This window comes from Proteus penneri, from assembly GCF_003144535.1.
GTDB lineage: Bacteria > Pseudomonadota > Gammaproteobacteria > Enterobacterales > Enterobacteriaceae > Proteus > Proteus penneri.
Genome location: NZ_PHFJ01000006.1, coordinates 53,158 through 71,315, shown reverse-complemented (window position 1 = coordinate 71,315; position 18,158 = coordinate 53,158). Strand labels below are relative to the sequence as shown.

The 18,158-nt window shown below is 35.9% G+C and carries 14 protein-coding genes; 4 read left to right on the top strand and 10 right to left on the bottom strand.

Annotation, left to right across the window (positions count from 1 at the left end):
- Window positions 1-3: 3 nt before the first annotated feature.
- Entirely contained in the window at window positions 4-906 is a 903-nt protein-coding gene (locus tag CUB63_RS09295; protein WP_161706673.1) for a nitroreductase family protein, read from the bottom strand.
- A 50-nt stretch (window positions 907-956) separates the two neighbouring features.
- Window positions 957-2,219, bottom strand: coding sequence for an oligosaccharide flippase family protein (locus CUB63_RS09290; protein ID WP_109847936.1), 1,263 nt, complete (start codon window positions 2,217-2,219; stop codon window positions 957-959).
- A gap of 423 nt (window positions 2,220-2,642) precedes the next feature.
- On the opposite strand from CUB63_RS09290, the gene CUB63_RS09285 reads away from it, so the two are divergent.
- Window positions 2,643-3,326, top strand: a complete 684-nt coding sequence (locus CUB63_RS09285; protein ID WP_109847935.1) for a hypothetical protein — start codon at window positions 2,643-2,645, stop codon at window positions 3,324-3,326.
- A 474-nt stretch (window positions 3,327-3,800) separates the two neighbouring features.
- On the opposite strand, the gene CUB63_RS09280 is transcribed toward CUB63_RS09285, so the two are convergent.
- The 5 genes from CUB63_RS09280 to CUB63_RS09255 all read right to left on the bottom strand — a co-directional run bounded on the left by CUB63_RS09280 (window position 3,801) and on the right by CUB63_RS09255 (window position 10,100).
- Entirely contained in the window at window positions 3,801-4,547 is a 747-nt protein-coding gene (locus CUB63_RS09280; protein ID WP_006535613.1) for an SAM-dependent methyltransferase, read from the bottom strand.
- Between the two features lie 10 nt (window positions 4,548-4,557).
- Window positions 4,558-4,815, bottom strand: coding sequence for a YjhX family toxin (locus tag CUB63_RS09275; protein ID WP_072064529.1), 258 nt, complete (start codon window positions 4,813-4,815; stop codon window positions 4,558-4,560).
- Window positions 4,816-5,174: 359 nt separating this feature from the next.
- Window positions 5,175-8,399, bottom strand: a complete 3,225-nt coding sequence (locus tag CUB63_RS09265) for a type I restriction endonuclease subunit R (RefSeq protein ID WP_109847934.1) — start codon at window positions 8,397-8,399, stop codon at window positions 5,175-5,177.
- Window positions 8,400-8,413: 14 nt separating this feature from the next.
- Entirely contained in the window at window positions 8,414-9,643 is a 1,230-nt protein-coding gene (locus CUB63_RS09260; RefSeq protein WP_109847933.1) for a restriction endonuclease subunit S, read from the bottom strand.
- A gap of 1 nt (window position 9,644) precedes the next feature.
- Window positions 9,645-10,100: a hypothetical protein gene (locus CUB63_RS09255; RefSeq protein ID WP_232240064.1), complete on the bottom strand. Its 456-nt coding sequence runs from the start codon at window positions 10,098-10,100 to the stop codon at window positions 9,645-9,647.
- A 575-nt stretch (window positions 10,101-10,675) separates the two neighbouring features.
- Between CUB63_RS09255 and CUB63_RS09245 the strand changes: the two genes are divergently transcribed.
- A complete protein-coding gene (locus tag CUB63_RS09245) occupies window positions 10,676-12,574 on the top strand; it encodes a DNA cytosine methyltransferase (RefSeq protein WP_109847932.1) in 1,899 nt (632 codons plus the stop codon).
- Window positions 12,575-12,763: 189 nt separating this feature from the next.
- Here CUB63_RS09245 and CUB63_RS17895 read toward each other — a convergent pair whose 3' ends face one another.
- Genes CUB63_RS17895 through CUB63_RS09235 form a run of 3 tightly spaced genes read right to left on the bottom strand, consistent with a single transcriptional unit; the run spans window position 12,764 to window position 15,333 of the window.
- A complete protein-coding gene (locus tag CUB63_RS17895; protein ID WP_332299537.1) occupies window positions 12,764-13,162 on the bottom strand; it encodes a hypothetical protein in 399 nt (132 codons plus the stop codon).
- Between the two features lie 39 nt (window positions 13,163-13,201).
- On the bottom strand, window positions 13,202-13,546 hold the full coding sequence (locus CUB63_RS17890; protein WP_332299536.1) for a hypothetical protein: 345 nt from the start codon (window positions 13,544-13,546) through the stop codon (window positions 13,202-13,204).
- Window positions 13,540-15,333: a sigma-54 interaction domain-containing protein gene (locus CUB63_RS09235; protein WP_109847931.1), complete on the bottom strand. Its 1,794-nt coding sequence runs from the start codon at window positions 15,331-15,333 to the stop codon at window positions 13,540-13,542. The genes CUB63_RS17890 and CUB63_RS09235 overlap by 7 nt, the downstream gene beginning before the upstream one ends.
- Window positions 15,334-15,697: 364 nt before the next feature.
- Between CUB63_RS09235 and dpaL the strand changes: the two genes are divergently transcribed.
- On the top strand, window positions 15,698-16,915 hold the full coding sequence (dpaL, locus tag CUB63_RS09230; protein WP_109847930.1) for a diaminopropionate ammonia-lyase: 1,218 nt from the start codon (window positions 15,698-15,700) through the stop codon (window positions 16,913-16,915).
- Between the two features lie 31 nt (window positions 16,916-16,946).
- Window positions 16,947-18,131 (top strand): YgeY family selenium metabolism-linked hydrolase, encoded by a 1,185-nt coding sequence (locus CUB63_RS09225; protein ID WP_072064523.1) that lies wholly within the window; start codon window positions 16,947-16,949, stop codon window positions 18,129-18,131.
- Window positions 18,132-18,158: the final 27 nt, after the last annotated feature.

Genomic DNA, 18,158 nt, shown 5'->3' with positions numbered 1-18,158 from the left:
ATACTAAATCTCAGTTTTTATGTTTTTAATATTTTTCCGTGGCGATACACAAACTAAGTTATTTTCGCAAGGATACCCAAATGCAATCATCATAATAATAGAATGATGTTCGTTAATATTTAATACTTTTCTAATAGCGATATCTTTTTGGGGGTTTTCACTCCAATTTAAACTACAAGTAGCAATTCCAAGTGAGTGAAATGCATAAATTAATGACATTGCATATAATCCACCATCAATCCAGTGTTGATATCTTTCAGATGATGATATAAAAGACAATTGATCTGATGTAATAATCATTAAATTATGAATATTATTTGTAAATCCTTTATTTCCAGTTTGGTAGCTCAGAGCGATATCAATATTTTCCCTATTGTTCAAAATATAAACATGCCATGGTTGCATATTGCAAGATGAAGGAGTTTTTTGAGCTAAATTTAAAGCTCTATCAATTATTTCAGATGAAATAATAATGCTACTAAAATCTCGTAGTGTATATCGAGAGTTAAAAAAATCTTCAGGATTCTCTAGTTGACCACGGCTAATCTCTTCTTTGCTTAAAGAGTAAATACCATAATCAGTAAACGCGTCATCCCAGTTAGGTAATTCTTGGTAAATATTACTAAATTTTTTATCAGCATCCTTTGATTCTAGACAAAATTTTTTCAAGGTTTGGAGAGCTAGAAAATCATTAAAATTTTTTTCGTAGTTGTTGTTATCGACTTCTATCAATATCTCCTGTATTTTTTTTGCATTTGTATACCCAGCTCCAGCCCTCTTATCCTTAAAACTCATACTTTTCTCTAGTGTATGAGTTAGTTTCGCTAGGTGATATTGTCTCATTTTTGCATTTGAGCATTTAAAATTCCATGCATTAAATCTTAAAAACCGATTGAAATCATACATGAAACCTCTTAATCCCATGAGAACTCTACCATATCGTTTTATTAAATTAATCATTTTATTGAAAGCCAATTTTTAAAGGTGTTATTACCAAATGAGTATTTCCATAACATATAAAAATACAATATAAACATAAGAACTTCATTTAATAAAATAGATAAAATTATTCCTTTTAAATTAAAGGTTTTTAATAAGTAGTAAGATGTTATTACAGCTATAACGCTTAATAGTACAGTACTGAACATTTTTTTATATACTAGATTTTTTGTAGATAAAATAGCTCCAGCATTTGAACTTAGAAATCTTAGAGGAATACAAAATGAAATATATTTAACAATATATGCAGCTTCTTTGTACTCAATGCCAAATATTAAAATAATAAGCTTTTCGGAGAAGAAAAAAATGAATGTAAATATAATAATTCCAATTAACAACATATATTTACAACCCTCTTGATAATTATGTAATAATTTATTTTCATCATGAAAGGCCTGCCTATGAAACATGGGTAATAATATTTTTTGATATACAACAACAGGCAATATATATATAGCTAACATAATGTTTAAAGCTACAGATAAATAACCTGCAACCTCTTTACTTAGTAAACTATTGGTGATTATTATTATTGATTGAGAGTATATTGCAAAAGTGCTAGTAATAATACCAAATGGCAAGATCATTAAAATAAAAGAGATTAGATTTTTTTGTGGGATTTTTTTACTCTTATTGATTAAACGCATTAAATCAGGGATGCAAAAGACTATTAGAAGAATAGAAGAATAAAAAAATATATTATAAATCCCACTAGTTAAGTCTTTTTCCAATAAAAAATAAATAATTACAAATAATAACCTACTTCCATTTAATAATATTTGACAAAAAGATAAATATTCAAACCTTTTTTCTATCTGTAATATGGAAAACTTTACATTCAGTAAAGATATTGCTATGAATGTTGGTATTAGTTTGTATGCATTAAGAGAGTAATCGTTAGGAAACAAAATATAAATATAGACAAAAGAAATACAGGTAAGTGCTATGGCTGAAAAGATTAGATATACAATTAAAGGTCTTGTATATGAAAGCCCATACTTATATGATTTCCCAAATACTTTTAAGAGTGCAGCATCAGTTCCAAATCCATAGATAGTCGAAATAATTACCATAAGAATTACTCCTGAATTAAACATGCCAAACTCAGGAATATTCATGTATCTTGCTAATATCACTTGAGTAATGAATGCAAAAAATGCAGATGCTATTCCTCCTAGCCATAAATACGATAAAAATTTGATGAAGATTTTATAATTCATTATATATCAATATGTTTTAAAAAAAGTTATGGGAAAACCAATGAAACCTAGACTACTAGAGACAAACATTTTTATTTTGGTAGGACCTAGCATATCTTGATTACAAAGTTAGAACGTTAAAAATAGACTTGTTATTGTTTTTTGGCACGCTACCGCCTCAGGCTTGCAGCTACCAGTTCACTGATGATACTTATATTTACTCAAAATAATTTTAGGCAATATATCAAAAAAACGTTGAATAATATAGCGTTTTTTAAAAACAAATGATAAATGTCAATGATAATTATTAGCTTTTTTCTACGGGATTCTGTTAAGACCATATTAAGAGATTTTATTTATGTAGATAAGTAAAAAACACAAAAAAAGTCATCAGGGATAATGACGTTAATTTCATGTTTTATTTTTTTGGTTATGATTTTTTTAATGAATATCAAAGAATTGGAGTTTGCTCGATGGTGTTTATTAGGATTCGTAATAGCAGTGTTAATTAATTCTGCATTATTATTTTATGATCTTGAGGCTAGTGGATATGGAATTATTAATAAGGCTATGATTTCATTTGGATTTATTACTTCTATTATTTATTTTATTTCTAGCTCATTTGCTGCCAGTCTTTTTTTGGGCATGAGCGATATGGATATGGCTAATTCACCGATGGTTGATTTTAGCCTTAAAGTTACATTTTTTACTATTTTTTCATTCTTTTTCCTTCAGCCTTTAACATATTTTTTCTTTTTATATTTATCAAGTAAATTTAATAAAGTACAAATAATAGCAAGTGTACTTTTTCTTTGCATTATTTCAATTGCGCTAGCTCTAGTGCCAATATGGTTAAGTAATGTCATGGTACTATCACTTGATTTTGCTACAAATTTTGAGTGGAAAACCTCAGCATATTGTGGACAGAGGAAAATAAGTAATCCTAAAGAAAGATATTTTGGTTTTCATGCTGATAAGTATACTGTCTATTATTCCGATAGAAATGGAAAATGGGGATTTGAAGAAATAAGATGTATAAAAAATCAAAATGGCGATGATTCTTTTATAAAGTTATCTATAGATGAAAACCCTATGCCTAAGTGGTTTAATGATTCCGAGAAAGAGTAAAGTAAAATACTTTACTTAAATAAGGTCTCTTACAGGGTACAATGCAATAATACCATGTTAAAGTTAGTGATGTTGGTCAGCTTACTAGAATCACAATTACGTGTATTAGATAACTATCAGAAAAAGTAAGAATTTCACCTGTTGGTACATGTGTTGGTATAAATAAATTTATACTTTTATATTTTAATTTAGATCATGAGGTTAAGTATTATGTGCGAGTCCGGCCTTCGCACCATAAGAACATCAAGGGATGTCAATAGACGTTTTTTTTGTATCTAAAATCCCAGTTCTACAAGGCTTTTCCCCGTATTTTCAGTCAATGCATGTCAATCTAACTCAACCCACATCAACCTCCGTGTGAGTATATAACTGAGTATATACGTCACTTCGATAATTTTTGTACAGGTGATGGATAAGATCAAAGCAAAGGCGAAGCTCCCGATATTTCCAGCCAGAAACACCGGGAACCTGTTATTACCTAGCGATGAGCGCAAACACGCCCCAGCCAAAGTATTCCCGCGCGTACGTTACGTGGCGTTTCGGCGAGAGTGTTAGCTCGGCCCTGACTTCCTCAGCGAAGTCGTCATCAGGATTAGCCTCGAGCCAGCGGCGCATCGTCAGCCATTTCGCAGCCTCATACCGATCCCAGCCTTCTTGATCTGCCAGTACCATTTCCACCACGTCATAGCCGAGGTCGTCGAACGCGCTGACAAGCTTTGGCAATGTCAGGAAATCAGTCGTCGAGCTAACACCACAGGCCTGAGCTATTTCTTCCGTTGCTGGTAGCTGACGCCAGTAGGGTTCTCCAATAAGCATGATCCCACCCGGTTTGAGGCTTTTAGCCAGGAGTTCGATCGTCCCGGCGACGCCGCCTGCAATCCATGTTGCACCTACGCAGGCCGCAACGTCGCATTTTTCATCCGCCACGAAACCCGCCGCGTCGTTATGAATAAAATGGACGCGTTCACTGACGCCAAGTTCTTCTGCGCGTAGCTTTGCCTGAGTAGTGAAAAGCGGGCTCATGTCGATACCAATACCGGTAATGTTGTAGTCGCGTGCCCAAGTACACAACATCTCTCCCGAGCCGCTGCCGAGGTCAAGGATGCGGGCATCCGGCTTCATGCGTAACACGCGTCCCAGTGTGGCGTACTTTTCAGGCGTAAAAGGGTTATGAATGCGGTGCTCGCTTTCACTGATAGTAAAAATGCGTGGGATATCCATGATCCTCTCCTTAACGGTTATCGGGCTGGGCGCGGACGTTATTCAGTCCGGTGGTGTTAATACGATAAGGCTGACCGTTAACGGATTTGATCAGCTTTTTGGTTTTGAGTTTTTTGAAAACGGCGAGCGTGCAATCGGTAAGCAACAGCCCTTCGCGACTGTAGCATTCAACGGAAGTGACGCGGCCAGATGCATCGCGGACGTACGCAATACGTCCACCTTTAGCGAGAACGTGTAAGGTACGTTGTTCCTGACGGGATAAATTCATACTGGAAAACCTGTTTAATCATCATGTGCAAAATGTGCAAACACACAGCGGTGTCCGCATTCGATTTCGGCGCATTGATAATCAGTCCGGCCTGTAAAGGTCGAAGGAACTGATTATCAGATGATGACATTCTCCAGCATCAAAGCCTCGGGTTGAGTTGAAAAGGTATTTACAGAGTGAATGATAACACCTGTTTATTATAAGTGAAAAGGCTGAAGTGAAAAGTGTGATCTCAAACAGGCAACCCTGCCGGCAGTGTGTCGAACTACCGGTAGGATTGTCGCCATGAAATGAAGGTGTCAGACTGTTTTGAACTGACCCCAGTTTATTGGACAGAGGTTTTTTAATCTAAATGTCTATTATGATGGAAAACCGCATTCGCTGTCTGTTGTGTCAACAACATCACTTAAGAGATCATCTGTTTTTGCAAAAATAAACTGCTTTAAAAACTGATCAATACGAATATTTAATTTAAATGGCGGTAAAGTGACACCATCTTGTTTTTCAAAGTAAGCTTTCGCTTTCGCTTTATTTACAGTTGCTTTTAATGCATCGAAGCGACCAAAATTGTTAAGGTTTTTCTCATTAACACTATCCGCCATTAACGCCATCAGTGATGCTTTATTTAAACCAAGTGCATTAACAACGGCACCTATCTGTGCATTCTCGGCGTTATCTTTATAGGTATTGATATAGTCTCTAAAAGTATGGCCTTCAATTAATTGCGCATCGCCGCGCTGTAAGTCATGTAAGAAAAGCTTAGCGTATTTCTGCTCGCTTTGTGTCAGTGATGCAAATGACTTATGCAGCTCGTTTAATGTGGTTTCAATACTTGCAACGTCTTGAGGATTATTAAGTTCTTTTAAATATTTATCAAAGCGACTGTTCATGTAGTCAGCATCAATTTTTCCAGTATCTATTTCAGTTAAATAACCGCTGATATCAAAAGGAACATCCCCACCATCAGAACCACTACTATCCGCTTTACTGACTAACTCTTTGTAACGAAGGACGAGGCTTAAATAGGTTTGTTCATCAATGGACAGTGTGACTTCATGTTCTTCATCGTTTTCAGTAAATGAATAGACTAATTGATCCCAATGTAAACCTTGTACTTTAGCCGCCTCTAAATGTTGGTTAAAGGTATTGAATAATTTAGCGAATTTGGCACAAGCTTCGATATCATCAGGTAATTTTTCAAAATCATTAACACCTGCGTTAACAAACAACTCTGAAATATCCACCATTAACGTATTCATGGCCTCAAGATTGCTTTCTAATCTATCAACAAATAGGCCAATCGGTCTGTCACCCGAATAGAGTTTTACAGCATCGTTAATGTGCTGTTCCATCGTATGTGGATAGCGGTAATAACGAATAATACCGTGGGGTTTATCAGGGCCAAATAAGCGATTAGTACGTGAGAATGCTTGAATAATATTTTGATATTTAATGACTTTATCTAAATATAACGTATTTAGCCATTTAGAATCAAAACCTGTGAGCATTTGATCTACAACAATCAGTAAATCTAATTGTTTTGTTGGCTCTGTATGAATGCGCTCATAAGGTTTTTTATGAGCAAGACGAGCAGCTAGATCTTTCTTAAAAGCAGCGTGGCGAGCAAAATCAAAATCTTGACCATAACGATCATTATAATCAGCCATAATTTCTTCTAAGCCATCGCCTTTAAAAGTGGGGCCACGGTTACCGCTGCCGTCATTATCAATATGGGGATCAAATAGGGCGGATACTTTTAGTTCAGGATTGGCTTTTTTTAAACGACGGTAATAATCAATGGCTTCGGCGATACTATTAGTGGCTAAAATGGCATGAAATTTATTACCTTGGCTAAGGACATCCCACTTATCTAATATGTCACTTACCACTTTTTCTTGGTGGGCATCCGTTAAATATTGGCTTTTAGGAATATAATCTTCAATTCCTTTATGATATTTACCTTTGGCATCTTTGTAGCCAGCCATAGGAACATCATTCATAAAATAATTAAATTTTTTCTTTTTGGCCGGATCACCCATGACCTCTTGCACGGAGTTAGCCTTAGCTTGCTCTAATGCAACAGCCTTTCTTATGTCACTGTCTTTAAATGTAGGGACTTTGTAAGGGTCAAAACCCAGTACGTTGCCATCGCGTATTCCATCAGCAATGCTATAACGATGTAATTCATTGCCAAAAACGGTGCTAGTCGTATTCCCATTTTTTTCGTTTTCTTCTTGGATCGGCGTACCTGTAAAGCCAAAAAAGAGGGCGCGTGGAAAGGTTCGTTTAATAATAACCAGCATATCGCCGAAAGTAGAGCGGTGTGCTTCATCAATAATAAACACTAAGCGCTTGGCACGTATTGTTTCAATATCCACAGAGTTCGTCGCCGTTCCTTCATCATCAACTTCCTCAAAAATATTGCTCATTTTCTGAATGGAACTCACAATTAAGGTATCGGCTGGATTATTGCTTTTTAATTTAGTAATAAGAACATAGGTATTTTCAGTGGCTTGTACGTCTTCGCCATCTCCTGCAAAATTACGATATTCGGCAAGCGACTGAGTTCCTAATTCAATTCTGTCCATTAAAAAAATAACTTTATCGGCATCTTTGGATTGTGCAATCAACTGTGCTGATTTAAAGCTGGTCATGGTTTTACCTGAACCGGTGGTATGCCACACATATCCGCCAAGGCGGTCAGGATTATTTGTTGCACTACCCAGTTGGTGCCAATGCGTTTTAGCGACTTTATCCGATATCGCATTGGCAGCGTAATATTGATAACTACGCATCACTTTAAGAATGCCGTCAGTATCATCTGCAACGGTATAAAAGCCAATTAACTGGTGTGCCATGGGAATGGAAAGCAAGGTTGATGCAATATCTTTCCAATGATTCATCGGCTCGTTATTAAAATCGGCCCAGTTAAATTGATAGTTGGGGTTAAATTTACCGTCCATTCCTGGGTTAGCAAAGTATTTGGTTTCGTTTGGCTCCATTGCCACAAATACTTGGATCAGTGAAAACAGTCCGCTAAATATCCCTTCTGCACTGTATTTTTCGATTTGGTTGACGGCTTGGCTAACAGGAATACCACTGCGTTTTAGCTCAACATGGATCACAGGCATGCCGTTGATAAGTAATAATACATCACCACGCCTATCGTTACGCAAAGGGCTACCACGTTCAAATTCGGGTTGCTGTGCAATTTGGTAACGACTTTGGCCGGCGGCAATTTCTTGGCGATCGTAAATTTTTAAGCTGATTTCTTTACCAAGATGCAAGGTATCGTCAGGGTTATCGCGCTTAATGGCGATAGTTTTGCCATTAATTAAACCGTTTAATTTGATTGGCGTTTTTAGCGCTTTGATTTGCTCAATAATCTGTTGCATTTCGCCATCGGTTAATGGCACATCGTTTAGGCGATCACGCTGGCGATTATTCTCAAATAAAATATTTGCCCAGTTTTGCAGTAAATCCGCTTCGGTTTTGTTTTTCAGTATTTCAGGCTCCCACCCTTTTTGGGTGAGAACGTTAATAAAAGCCTGTTCGAATTCTGCTTCAGTTTTAAACGTTGTCATAATGGCACTCCCTGCTAGATAAACATTTTGCTTAAGCAAGCTTGCTTGATATGGTTAAGTTTAGTGATCTGTTGTTGGTGCTGGTTAATTAGTTCGTCGAGCTTTTGGAAATAATTGCCGATGGCGGTTTGTTCTTCTTGTTTTGGGATATACAAACGTACTTCTTCTAAAGCCCTACCCTTAATATTTCCTATAGCCCCATTACCACCAGATACATTAATTGAAAGGAATCGCTGATACCAATAAGTAGACATTGAGGCGTTTAAGAAGTAAGGGATTTTTGTTGTGGCCACAAGCATAAAGCCGCCATGTACTGCATTTACTATTAATCCTTTGACTACGGTGTGTTTTCCCACTAAGTTACTAGAACCATTTGCAGAAGTTATTAAGATATCACCGTTTTTTATTAAGCCAATTTTTACAGCTTCTTGGTTAACTTTAACGTCATCTTTTCTTAGTTCAAATTTATCTACATTAATGTTTGAAGACCTTAATACAACAATCCCATCTTCAGAAATATCACTTGGTTTGTAGGTAAGTCCTCTTCTTACCCCAGCGATCTGCTCTAGTTGAATTTCTTCCCACTCTCCACTAAATCCTTTAAAGCGAATCTCAGGTACGGTTTCGCCTTGTTTAGGAAACATTTTTTCTAACATGGCTTTTTTAATATTGCTGAGTTTGTCATGCTTTTGTTGGTGCTGGTTGATTAGGCTGTCGAGTTTTTGAAAGTGGTCTATTATCGCATTTTGTTCTGCCACATCAGGGATTGTGATAGTTCTATTTTTCCAATCAGAAACATCAAATACTAATTTTTCAATATCAACTCCATAAGGGCTAATGAAAAACAGTTTATGCATTTCAGGTCTTTTTGAAATGACTGACCAGAATTTAGCTGTAATTTCATCGCTATCTGTAACGATAAGATACTCATTAGATACAACAGCATTATCTAGACTCTCTGGTACTATTCCATTAGCACCATGAACGACTTGTCGCTTTGATATCAGATAATCACCGGCTTTAATCCCATAGTAGTTTTTTACTAGTATGTTTTTTCCTTTTAGGATAGATCTAGGTACAATACCTTCGTTACGACGTTTTACTGTAATTAATTGATATGATTCGTCATCAAGTAATTCAACAGGGCGTCTTATGTCAGTCAAGATACTTCCTATCTCTTTATTGTGCCAAGTATGACTAAACCCCTTAAAGCGAATATCAGGTACTTTCTTATCTGCACACATCTTATTCACCCTTTAATAAGCTAGCGAGTTCAGTTAAACCCTGCATATCAAACTTATTACCCGTCAGTTCGCCCATCATGTCAGCCAATTCTTTTTCAGTGGTTTTTATTTCATTGGCGACTTGTGAATAAGTCACTGCATATTTATCGGCTAATGCTTGTACTTGACGGGTTAGTTGGGTAATTACCGTGTTTGGCAAGGTTAGAAGTTCATTGCACAGTGGGGCAATCCATTTAAGGTGTAGCAACGTATGGACTTGCTCATCACTTAACGCTTCGAGAGTCGTCTTTGTTTTTAAATGAAGCGCGATGCTTGCATCTTTTACCGCTTTTTTCAGCGCTTTTTCTTTATCGATAAGCTTACTTGCTTCAATGATTTTTGCTTCATAGCTCTCTGGTGCGAATTTGGTTTTTGTGTCTTTTTGCTCTTTTAAGAAGACTTTAGCCGCTTTACCCACTTCCGTATTTGCAAAGCCATCTTTGCTCTCTTTTACGGTTTCTTGCTCTTTTTCTTCTTCAGTCAGTGATTCAAAAATCTCTTCTAGGGAGCTGGTGATTTCTGCTAACTGTGTTTTATGATAGTAAATGAATCCTAAATGAACTTTTTTTCGCCAATCAAACTGAAAACTAACAATAATTGTTGAGAGGTTTTTTCACGCAAGTATAATGGTCAGGCTTTCCAGATACACTTCAGTGCCAGAGTGGCGAAATTGGTAGACGCAGTTGATTCAAAATCAACCGCTTTTAGGTGTGCTGGTTCGAGTCCAGCCTTAGACACCAAAAATTAGACGCTAAAAGCGTCTTTTTTATGTCTGAAATTATTGTTTTGTAACTCATTATAATTATTGTGATTTTTCCTCATTCTTATTCTAGTATACCCCAATTAATGGAAAGTTGATAACCTTCATTTTCTCTCATGCAATATCGTATAGTATGGTATTCTACCCCCCAAAAATTTTATTGTGATAAATAAGTTCTTGCTTCGTTATACAAATAAATTATATTAGCATAATTGATAGTAAAAGGTTATAAAATGAAATTTATAGATTTATTTGCTGGCATAGGTGGTTTCCATTTAGCCTTGACAAGGTTAAATATGGAATGTGTTTTTGCTTCTGAAATAGATAAATTCGCTAGAGAAGTATACATAAAAAATTATAATATACCGCTCGACTTATTTAATAGTGATATAAGGACAATAACTCCAGAATTACTTCCTGAACATGATATTCTATGCGCTGGATTTCCTTGTCAACCATTCTCTCAAGCGGGACATAAAAGAGGATTTGATGATGTACACAAATCAGAAAGAGGTAATCTATTTTATTATATAGCTGATATATTAAAAGCTAAAAAACCAAATGCATTTATTTTAGAAAATGTAAGACACCTGCTTAATCATGATAATGGAAAAACATTTCAAATAATAAGTGATATTCTTCATAAAGAATTAAATTACACTATATATTATAAAATAATTAAAGCTAGTGATTTTGGTTCGCCTCAACATAGACCTAGGTTATTTATAGTAGGTTTTAATAATGACACAGTAAACACATTACCTGAGTTTGAGTTTCCAGCTCCAATTCCTTTAAATAAGAATATGTCAGATATATTTGAAGGAAGTTGTTCGAGAGAAATAGGTTTCACTTTAAGAGTTGGGGGAAGAGGTTCTCCTATAGAGGACAGACGAAATTGGGATGGATATTTAGTTAATGGCGAGGAGGTTAGACTGACTCCAAAATATGGCAAAAGAATGATGGGGTTTCCTGATGAATTTATATTGTCAAATTCTACAACTCAGGCCATGAAACAGTTAGGAAATAGTGTTTGTGTCGATGTAGTATATCATGTTGCTAAATCTGTAAAAGATTATCTTGAAAAAAATATTTCAAAACAAGAAAAAGAAGGAAAAGAAGAAGTGAATTTGAATATAGGTGAATGGAGTGAGTTTTATGCTTTTCTAAAAATGATTGAAACACAAAAAATACATTTAGGTGATACTAATTCATTAAAATCTAATAATTATATTACAGTATTCTCCTTGCAACACAATGATATGAATCATGATTATTGGATTTATAATGATCAAGTTGTTATTGTTAAAAATGAAGAAGAAATTGAACGGCTAAATATACATGAGGTATTACCTAAAAATAGATTAGACAAAATACTATCAAATATAGTAAATAGTAAAAATACTACTTTTTCATTAGATGACATAGATATATTAAATAAATTTGAAGTATCTAAATTTAAAGGTAGTAGCAATGATAAGCAGGACTTATTTATAGGCTTTAAAAGTAGTGAAAACCAATATAATCGCCAGCCTTTTGGAATAAAATCCTTTTTAGGAGGAAATCCTACGTTACTAAATGCATCATCTAATACAAATTTTATATATAAAATTACTGGCTTTGATAAAAATATCGATATGGTTAACTCTATTTCTACTAGAAGTAAAATAAGAGATAGGATTAATTATATTCTAGATAATGATGGAAAATTTGAATTTTTTAGATGCGAAAAACCTATTTTCCAAGAAAATTTATCTATAATTGATGGCGATATGACAGAAATAATTAGTGTAATTTTATTGGAATACTTTTCAACTGGTATATCTGATCTAAGTAGTTTAGTAAAAGGAAAGTCTAATATTATAAAAATGAAAAGATTCCTTGAGGTTATTTTATTAGGAATGTTTCCAGGAAAACCATGGGATGGAAAATATACAGCTAATGGACTAATAGTAGTGAAAAAAGAAGGTGACTTGTTAGCATATCATATAATTGAACGTAATACATTAATGGATTATCTCTTTAATAATACGAAGCTAGATACTCCATCATCAAGTAGACATGGTTTTGGTAAATTGTATTATGAAAATGGAGAGCTATTCTTTAAATTAAATCTTCAAATTCGAAATAAGTAAAACTATTTAAACAATAAATTATAAATATCTATATGTTTTTCTAAAATAGAATCAAATTACTGACAAAGCCTAGTCAATGAGCTAGGCTTTTATGTCAATTTCTCATCAGAGACTTATTATACACCGTTAAAAAACTGTAACTCAAATATAAAACTTAAAAAGATGTATATGTAGGTGAATTTTGACAATTCAATAATGAAGGAACATGTTAATGTCTGGGTATGAAATGGACAATTTCAGCTCCGCCTCTCTTCCTATTTTTGTTTTGATTCGCCTGGTAACTTCAATTCGATATTCTTGATGTCCATACATTGCTCTTGGATGGGCGATACGAAAGCAAGTTGCGTTTGCAGCCCTAAATTCCCATAGTTTTTGGTGTATTACGGGGGCTGATGTTTCATAACCACTTAAATATTGATTACATAATTCTTTTATAATCGTATCAATACGAGAAAAGCCAGTAGCAAAGATAATAAAATCTGGTTTTAGATAATTAATTTGGGTGGCTAATAGCTTTATGGAAATGTTTTTTATTTTTTGAAATTCATTATCAGGTCTATTTAAAGGTGTTTTTTGTTGTAATCCCAAGCAAAAAGATTGGTATAGAAAACTGATTCAGGAGCAATGTTAATTTCTCGAGCTAGCCTTAAAATAAAACTGTTTAAAACGGCTTTTAGATTTAGTGGTATCTGATTGTAAATGTTGTTTATATCGATTTATTGCTTCATCGATAATGGCAGGAATATTTTTATTTTCGACAAAGAGAGAAATGCGGTTGAGTATATTTTTATTATTATTAGTATTCCAACCAGCGATTTCTCGCCCAACTAGCATAATTTTAGGTTTAGATTGCCAGCATTCATCGAAGGGAATTGGTAAGAAAATACCTGAATATTTATCTTCTGCATAAGAGAATTTTGTGAAATCAATTTCATTAATTGTTTTAGAATACTGATCTATCAAATTTAGCATTTTATTTTTCTATATAAGGTAGCAATACTGATCCCTAAGATTTCAGCTGCTTTCTTCTTTCCTTCCAGTGTTGTTCCTGTTTTTTCTAATATGCTCATAATGGTTTGATATTCTGATGTCAGGCTTTGAGTTTTGAGAAGCTCTTGTGTGTTTAATGGCTGAGTTTTATCTTTATTATCTGTTTTCTGTATGGATACTACGGTTTTGTCTTTTTCTAAAGGAGCAGAATGTGGTGTTTCTAATAAATAAGGCGGAAGGTGACTAAGGTTTAAATCAACAGTATCGCCTTGCATAACATACATATACTCAATGACATTGCGTAACTCTCTGATATTGCCAGGCCAATCATAGGAATATAAGCAGTTAATAATGGAATTTGGGATCTTCGTCGTAGGCCGTTGATAGGTTAATGCTAAATCGTCGGCAAAAAATTGTGCTAGTTCTGCAATATCTTCTCGATGATCACGTAATGCAGGCGTATGGATCGGCACAACATTGAGGCGATAAAACAGATCTTCACGGAATTGCCCTTTATTTACCATTTCACGCAGATCTTTGTTTGTGGCGGCAATAATACGCACATCAATATTAATTAGATTATTAGAGCCAACACGGGTAATGCTTTTTTCTTGGAGCACACGTAAAAGTTTGGCTTGTAAATGCAAAGGCATATCCCCAATTTCATCAAGAAATAGGCTACCACCATGTGCCAATTCAAATTTACCAATACGTCCTTTAGGATCAGCACCACTAAAGGCGCCCCGCACATAACCAAAAAGCTCACTTTCTAAGAGTTGTTCAGGAATAGCCGCACAGTTAATAGTAATAAAGGGCTGCTTTGTGCGTAGGCTTTGTTGGTGAATAGTGTAAGCCACCACTTCTTTACCTGAACCGCTTTCTCCGGTGATAAGCACACTGGCATGACTTACGGCAACTTTACTTAGCATGCTTTTTAATTGGAGCATATTTTGTGAATTACCAATTAAAGGAGAGTGGGGATTTTCATCAACGGAAAGGGTATTTATTTGTGTCATATAATCACGAGCATCATGAAAGATAACCATGGTAAGTTGGTCATTATCAACCGATGAAAAGGTGATTTTTTTACACAGAACATGATAGTGTTGTTGGTTTAATATCAGCCACGCTTCTTCATCACCATAAAGGATGTCGCCTGTCATATTGATATCAAGAGACTGACCAATAAGCTCACAATCAAAAAAACGCAAAGCAGAAAGATTGGCGTGCCAAATCTTACCTTGGCTATCAATAGCAATTACGCCTCTATCCATCACATCAATTAAATTGCGAAAAGTACCAAATCGCTCTTGTTCACGAAGCCTTTCAAGGCATTCAAAAACACGACTTGAAATCATCTCTGAAAATTGTTCAATAAAGGTGATAAAGGCTTGTTTTTGCTTCATTAAAAACATTTTCTGTTCTCGGTTAGAACAGATAATGCCAATGACACCAATAACTTGGTTATTCAGAAAAATAGGGGCATTTAGATCAAGCTCTTCAGTGCATGTTAAGCGATTTTGACACAGTTGGCAGAGGCTATTTTCTTTCGGATCTTCAATCAAAATAGTCTTTTGTACTTGCAGCACATGGCGATAAATATGCCCATTATTGGAGACATCTTGATTGAGCATATAACGGTAACGTCCTGTACCAGCAATACGAATTAAATTGTTATCAATAATTTCAACATCAGTGCCAGTGATCCCTGCAATGGCATCGGTATATTTGCTGATTTCATCTTGTAGGGTACTTAGCAATGAGTGCATCACATTCTCACCTTAAAATTATCAATATTGATAATAAATTATCATCACTTATTTGGATTGGTTAATTTAATTGTTATTTATTAAATAGTTATATATTTTTTGTATAAAGCTCACACAGTTTCTTATTATTGATAATTTATCACTTAAATAAAACCGCCTAGATCACAGCTTTTCTGCATGATTAATTTCATCTTTTAATCAGTTAAATAATAAATCTATTTAAAATCAAAATATTGCATCTCTATTAAATGCTTTTTGAGTGAGTTGGCATACATATTGCGATATAGGGGATAACCCTATGTATTTCGATTAATCGCGATATTGGGTTATCGCGAATTTTAAAGTGTGATTAAGAGGTAATTCCATGCAGGAGCAATTGCAGTACCTGATTAACCAAAGTTCATTTACGCGAAAACCAACCGCTGAGCTAGCCCCTTTTCGTTATGAAGAGTTAGCTAAAGCGTTAGATTTTCACAGAACTATTCCAGGATACGCACCTACACCGTTATTTCATTTACCCCAGTTAGCTAAAACTTTAGGGGTGGGTGAATTATATCTCAAAGATGAGTCTTTCCGTTTTGGCTTGAAGGCGTTTAAAGCGTTAGGTGGTGCTTACGCGATGGCGCGTCATATTGCTGATTTCCTCGAAATGGACATAAGTGAATTACCTTATGAGGTAATGATCAGTGATGAGATCAGGAAAAAGTTAAATGGCGTCACTTTTGCGACAACCACTGACGGGAATCATGGACGTGGTGTTGCTTGGATGGCAAGACAGTTAAAGCAAAAAGCGGTGGTCTATATGCCAAAAGGATCATCACAAGAACGCTTAGATGCCATTTTACGTGAAGGTGCCGTCGCTGAAATCGTTGATATGAACTATGACGATGCGGTGAGAATGACGGCGGAAATGGCTGAAAAGTATGGCTGGATCGTGGTTCAAGACACTGCATGGGATGGCTATGAAGAGATCCCACTTTGGATCATGCAAGGCTATGGCACTTTAATGCTGGAATCTCTCGCGCAATTACATGAAGTACCTCCGACGCATATTTTTGTGCAAGCCGGCGTAGGCTCTTTTGCGGGTATGGTGCAAGGTATGGTCACCGCTGCTTATGGTAAACAAGCGCCAAAAGTGATTGTGGCAGAAGCACGTATTGCCGACTGTTTATATCGATCTGCCGTATCAGGAAAAGCGGATGCCATTCCTGTTGGCGGAGATTTACAAACCGTTATGGCGGGGCTTGCTTGTGGTGAAGCGAATAGTATTGGTTGGAATTTATTACGCGATTATTCAGCGGCATTTTTCTCTTGCCCTGATGCCGTCGCGACTAGGGGAATGCGGATTTTAGGGAACCCTTTACCCGGTGATCCGCACATCATTTCTGGTGAATCTGGCGCTGTGACAACAGGGTTGCTCTCTATTTTAATGCAATCACCGGTTTATCAAAGCGTGAAAGAAGAGCTGGGATTAGATGAAAATGCAAGAGTGCTTGTGATCAGCACTGAAGGTGACACCGATCCTGAGCGTTATCGCGATATCGTGTGGGATGGCGAGTTGCCTAGCTTCAAACAATTTTAAAAAACAAATAAGTCTTTTGGAGTGAAAAAGTATGTTATCAGCAAACCGATTTGATGAAGTTATTAAGAATTGCCAATTATTAATCCAACAAAAAAGCTATTCAGGTGAAGAAGGTAACGTTGTTAAAGTCATAGAAGAGATGATGAAAAGCTATGATTTTGATGATATTCATATTGATAAATACGGCAATATCATTGGCGGAATTATAGGTCAACACCCAGGGAAAACCCTTGTTTTTGATGGTCATATCGACACTGTGCCGGTAAGTGAACGTGATTGGAAAGAAAAGCCTTATGGTGCAGAAATCAAAGATGGCAAGATTTATGGTCGTGGCACCAGTGATATGAAAGGTGCCGTCGCTGCAATGATTTCAGCGATTGGTTTTTATGGCCAAGATAATCAGCGCAATTTTGCCGGTCGTATTTATGTCTCTTGTATTGTGCATGAAGAGTGTTTTGAAGGTGTTGCCGCTAGATTAGTTTCTGAGCGCTATAAGCCAGACTATGTGGTGATTGGTGAAGCCTCAGAATTAAACCTCAAAATTGGGCAACGAGGTCGTGCCGAGATTGTTGTTGAAACCTTTGGTAAACCCGCTCACTCCGCCAATCCAGATGCAGGGATCAACTCTGTTTATAAAATGGCAAAACTGATCGAGAAGATCAGAACCCTAACACCACCCGTTCATCCTGTTTTAGGAAAAGGGATCTTAGAACTTACGGATATTAAATCATCACCTTATCCAGGCGCTTCGGTTGTACCTGAATATTGCCGTGCCACTTACGATCGTCGTTTATTAGTCGGTGAAACTAAAGAGGAAGTGCTTGCACCATTACAAAAAGCCATTGATGAACTAACTTCTCAAGACGCTGATTTTAAAGCTAAAGTCTCTTATGCCTACGGTACTGAAAAATGTTACACCGGCGCCACTATTGAAGGTGAACGTTTCTTCCCAGGTTGGGTATTAGAAGAGAGTGATCCTTACGTGCAAAGCGTTTTAAAAGGGCTGCATGAGTCCGGCTTTAACCCTACCGTCACACAATACTCTTTCTGTACCAACGGTAGCCACTATGCGGGTGAAGCGGGTATTAAAACCATTGGTTTTGGCCCATCTCGCGAAAACTTAGCACACACCATTGATGAATATATCGAAATTGAACAGTTAAAAGGTGCGGCGAAGGGGTATTACAGCATTATGAACAGCCTTTATCACCTTTAATTCTTACTCAAAAAAATCCTTACTAGA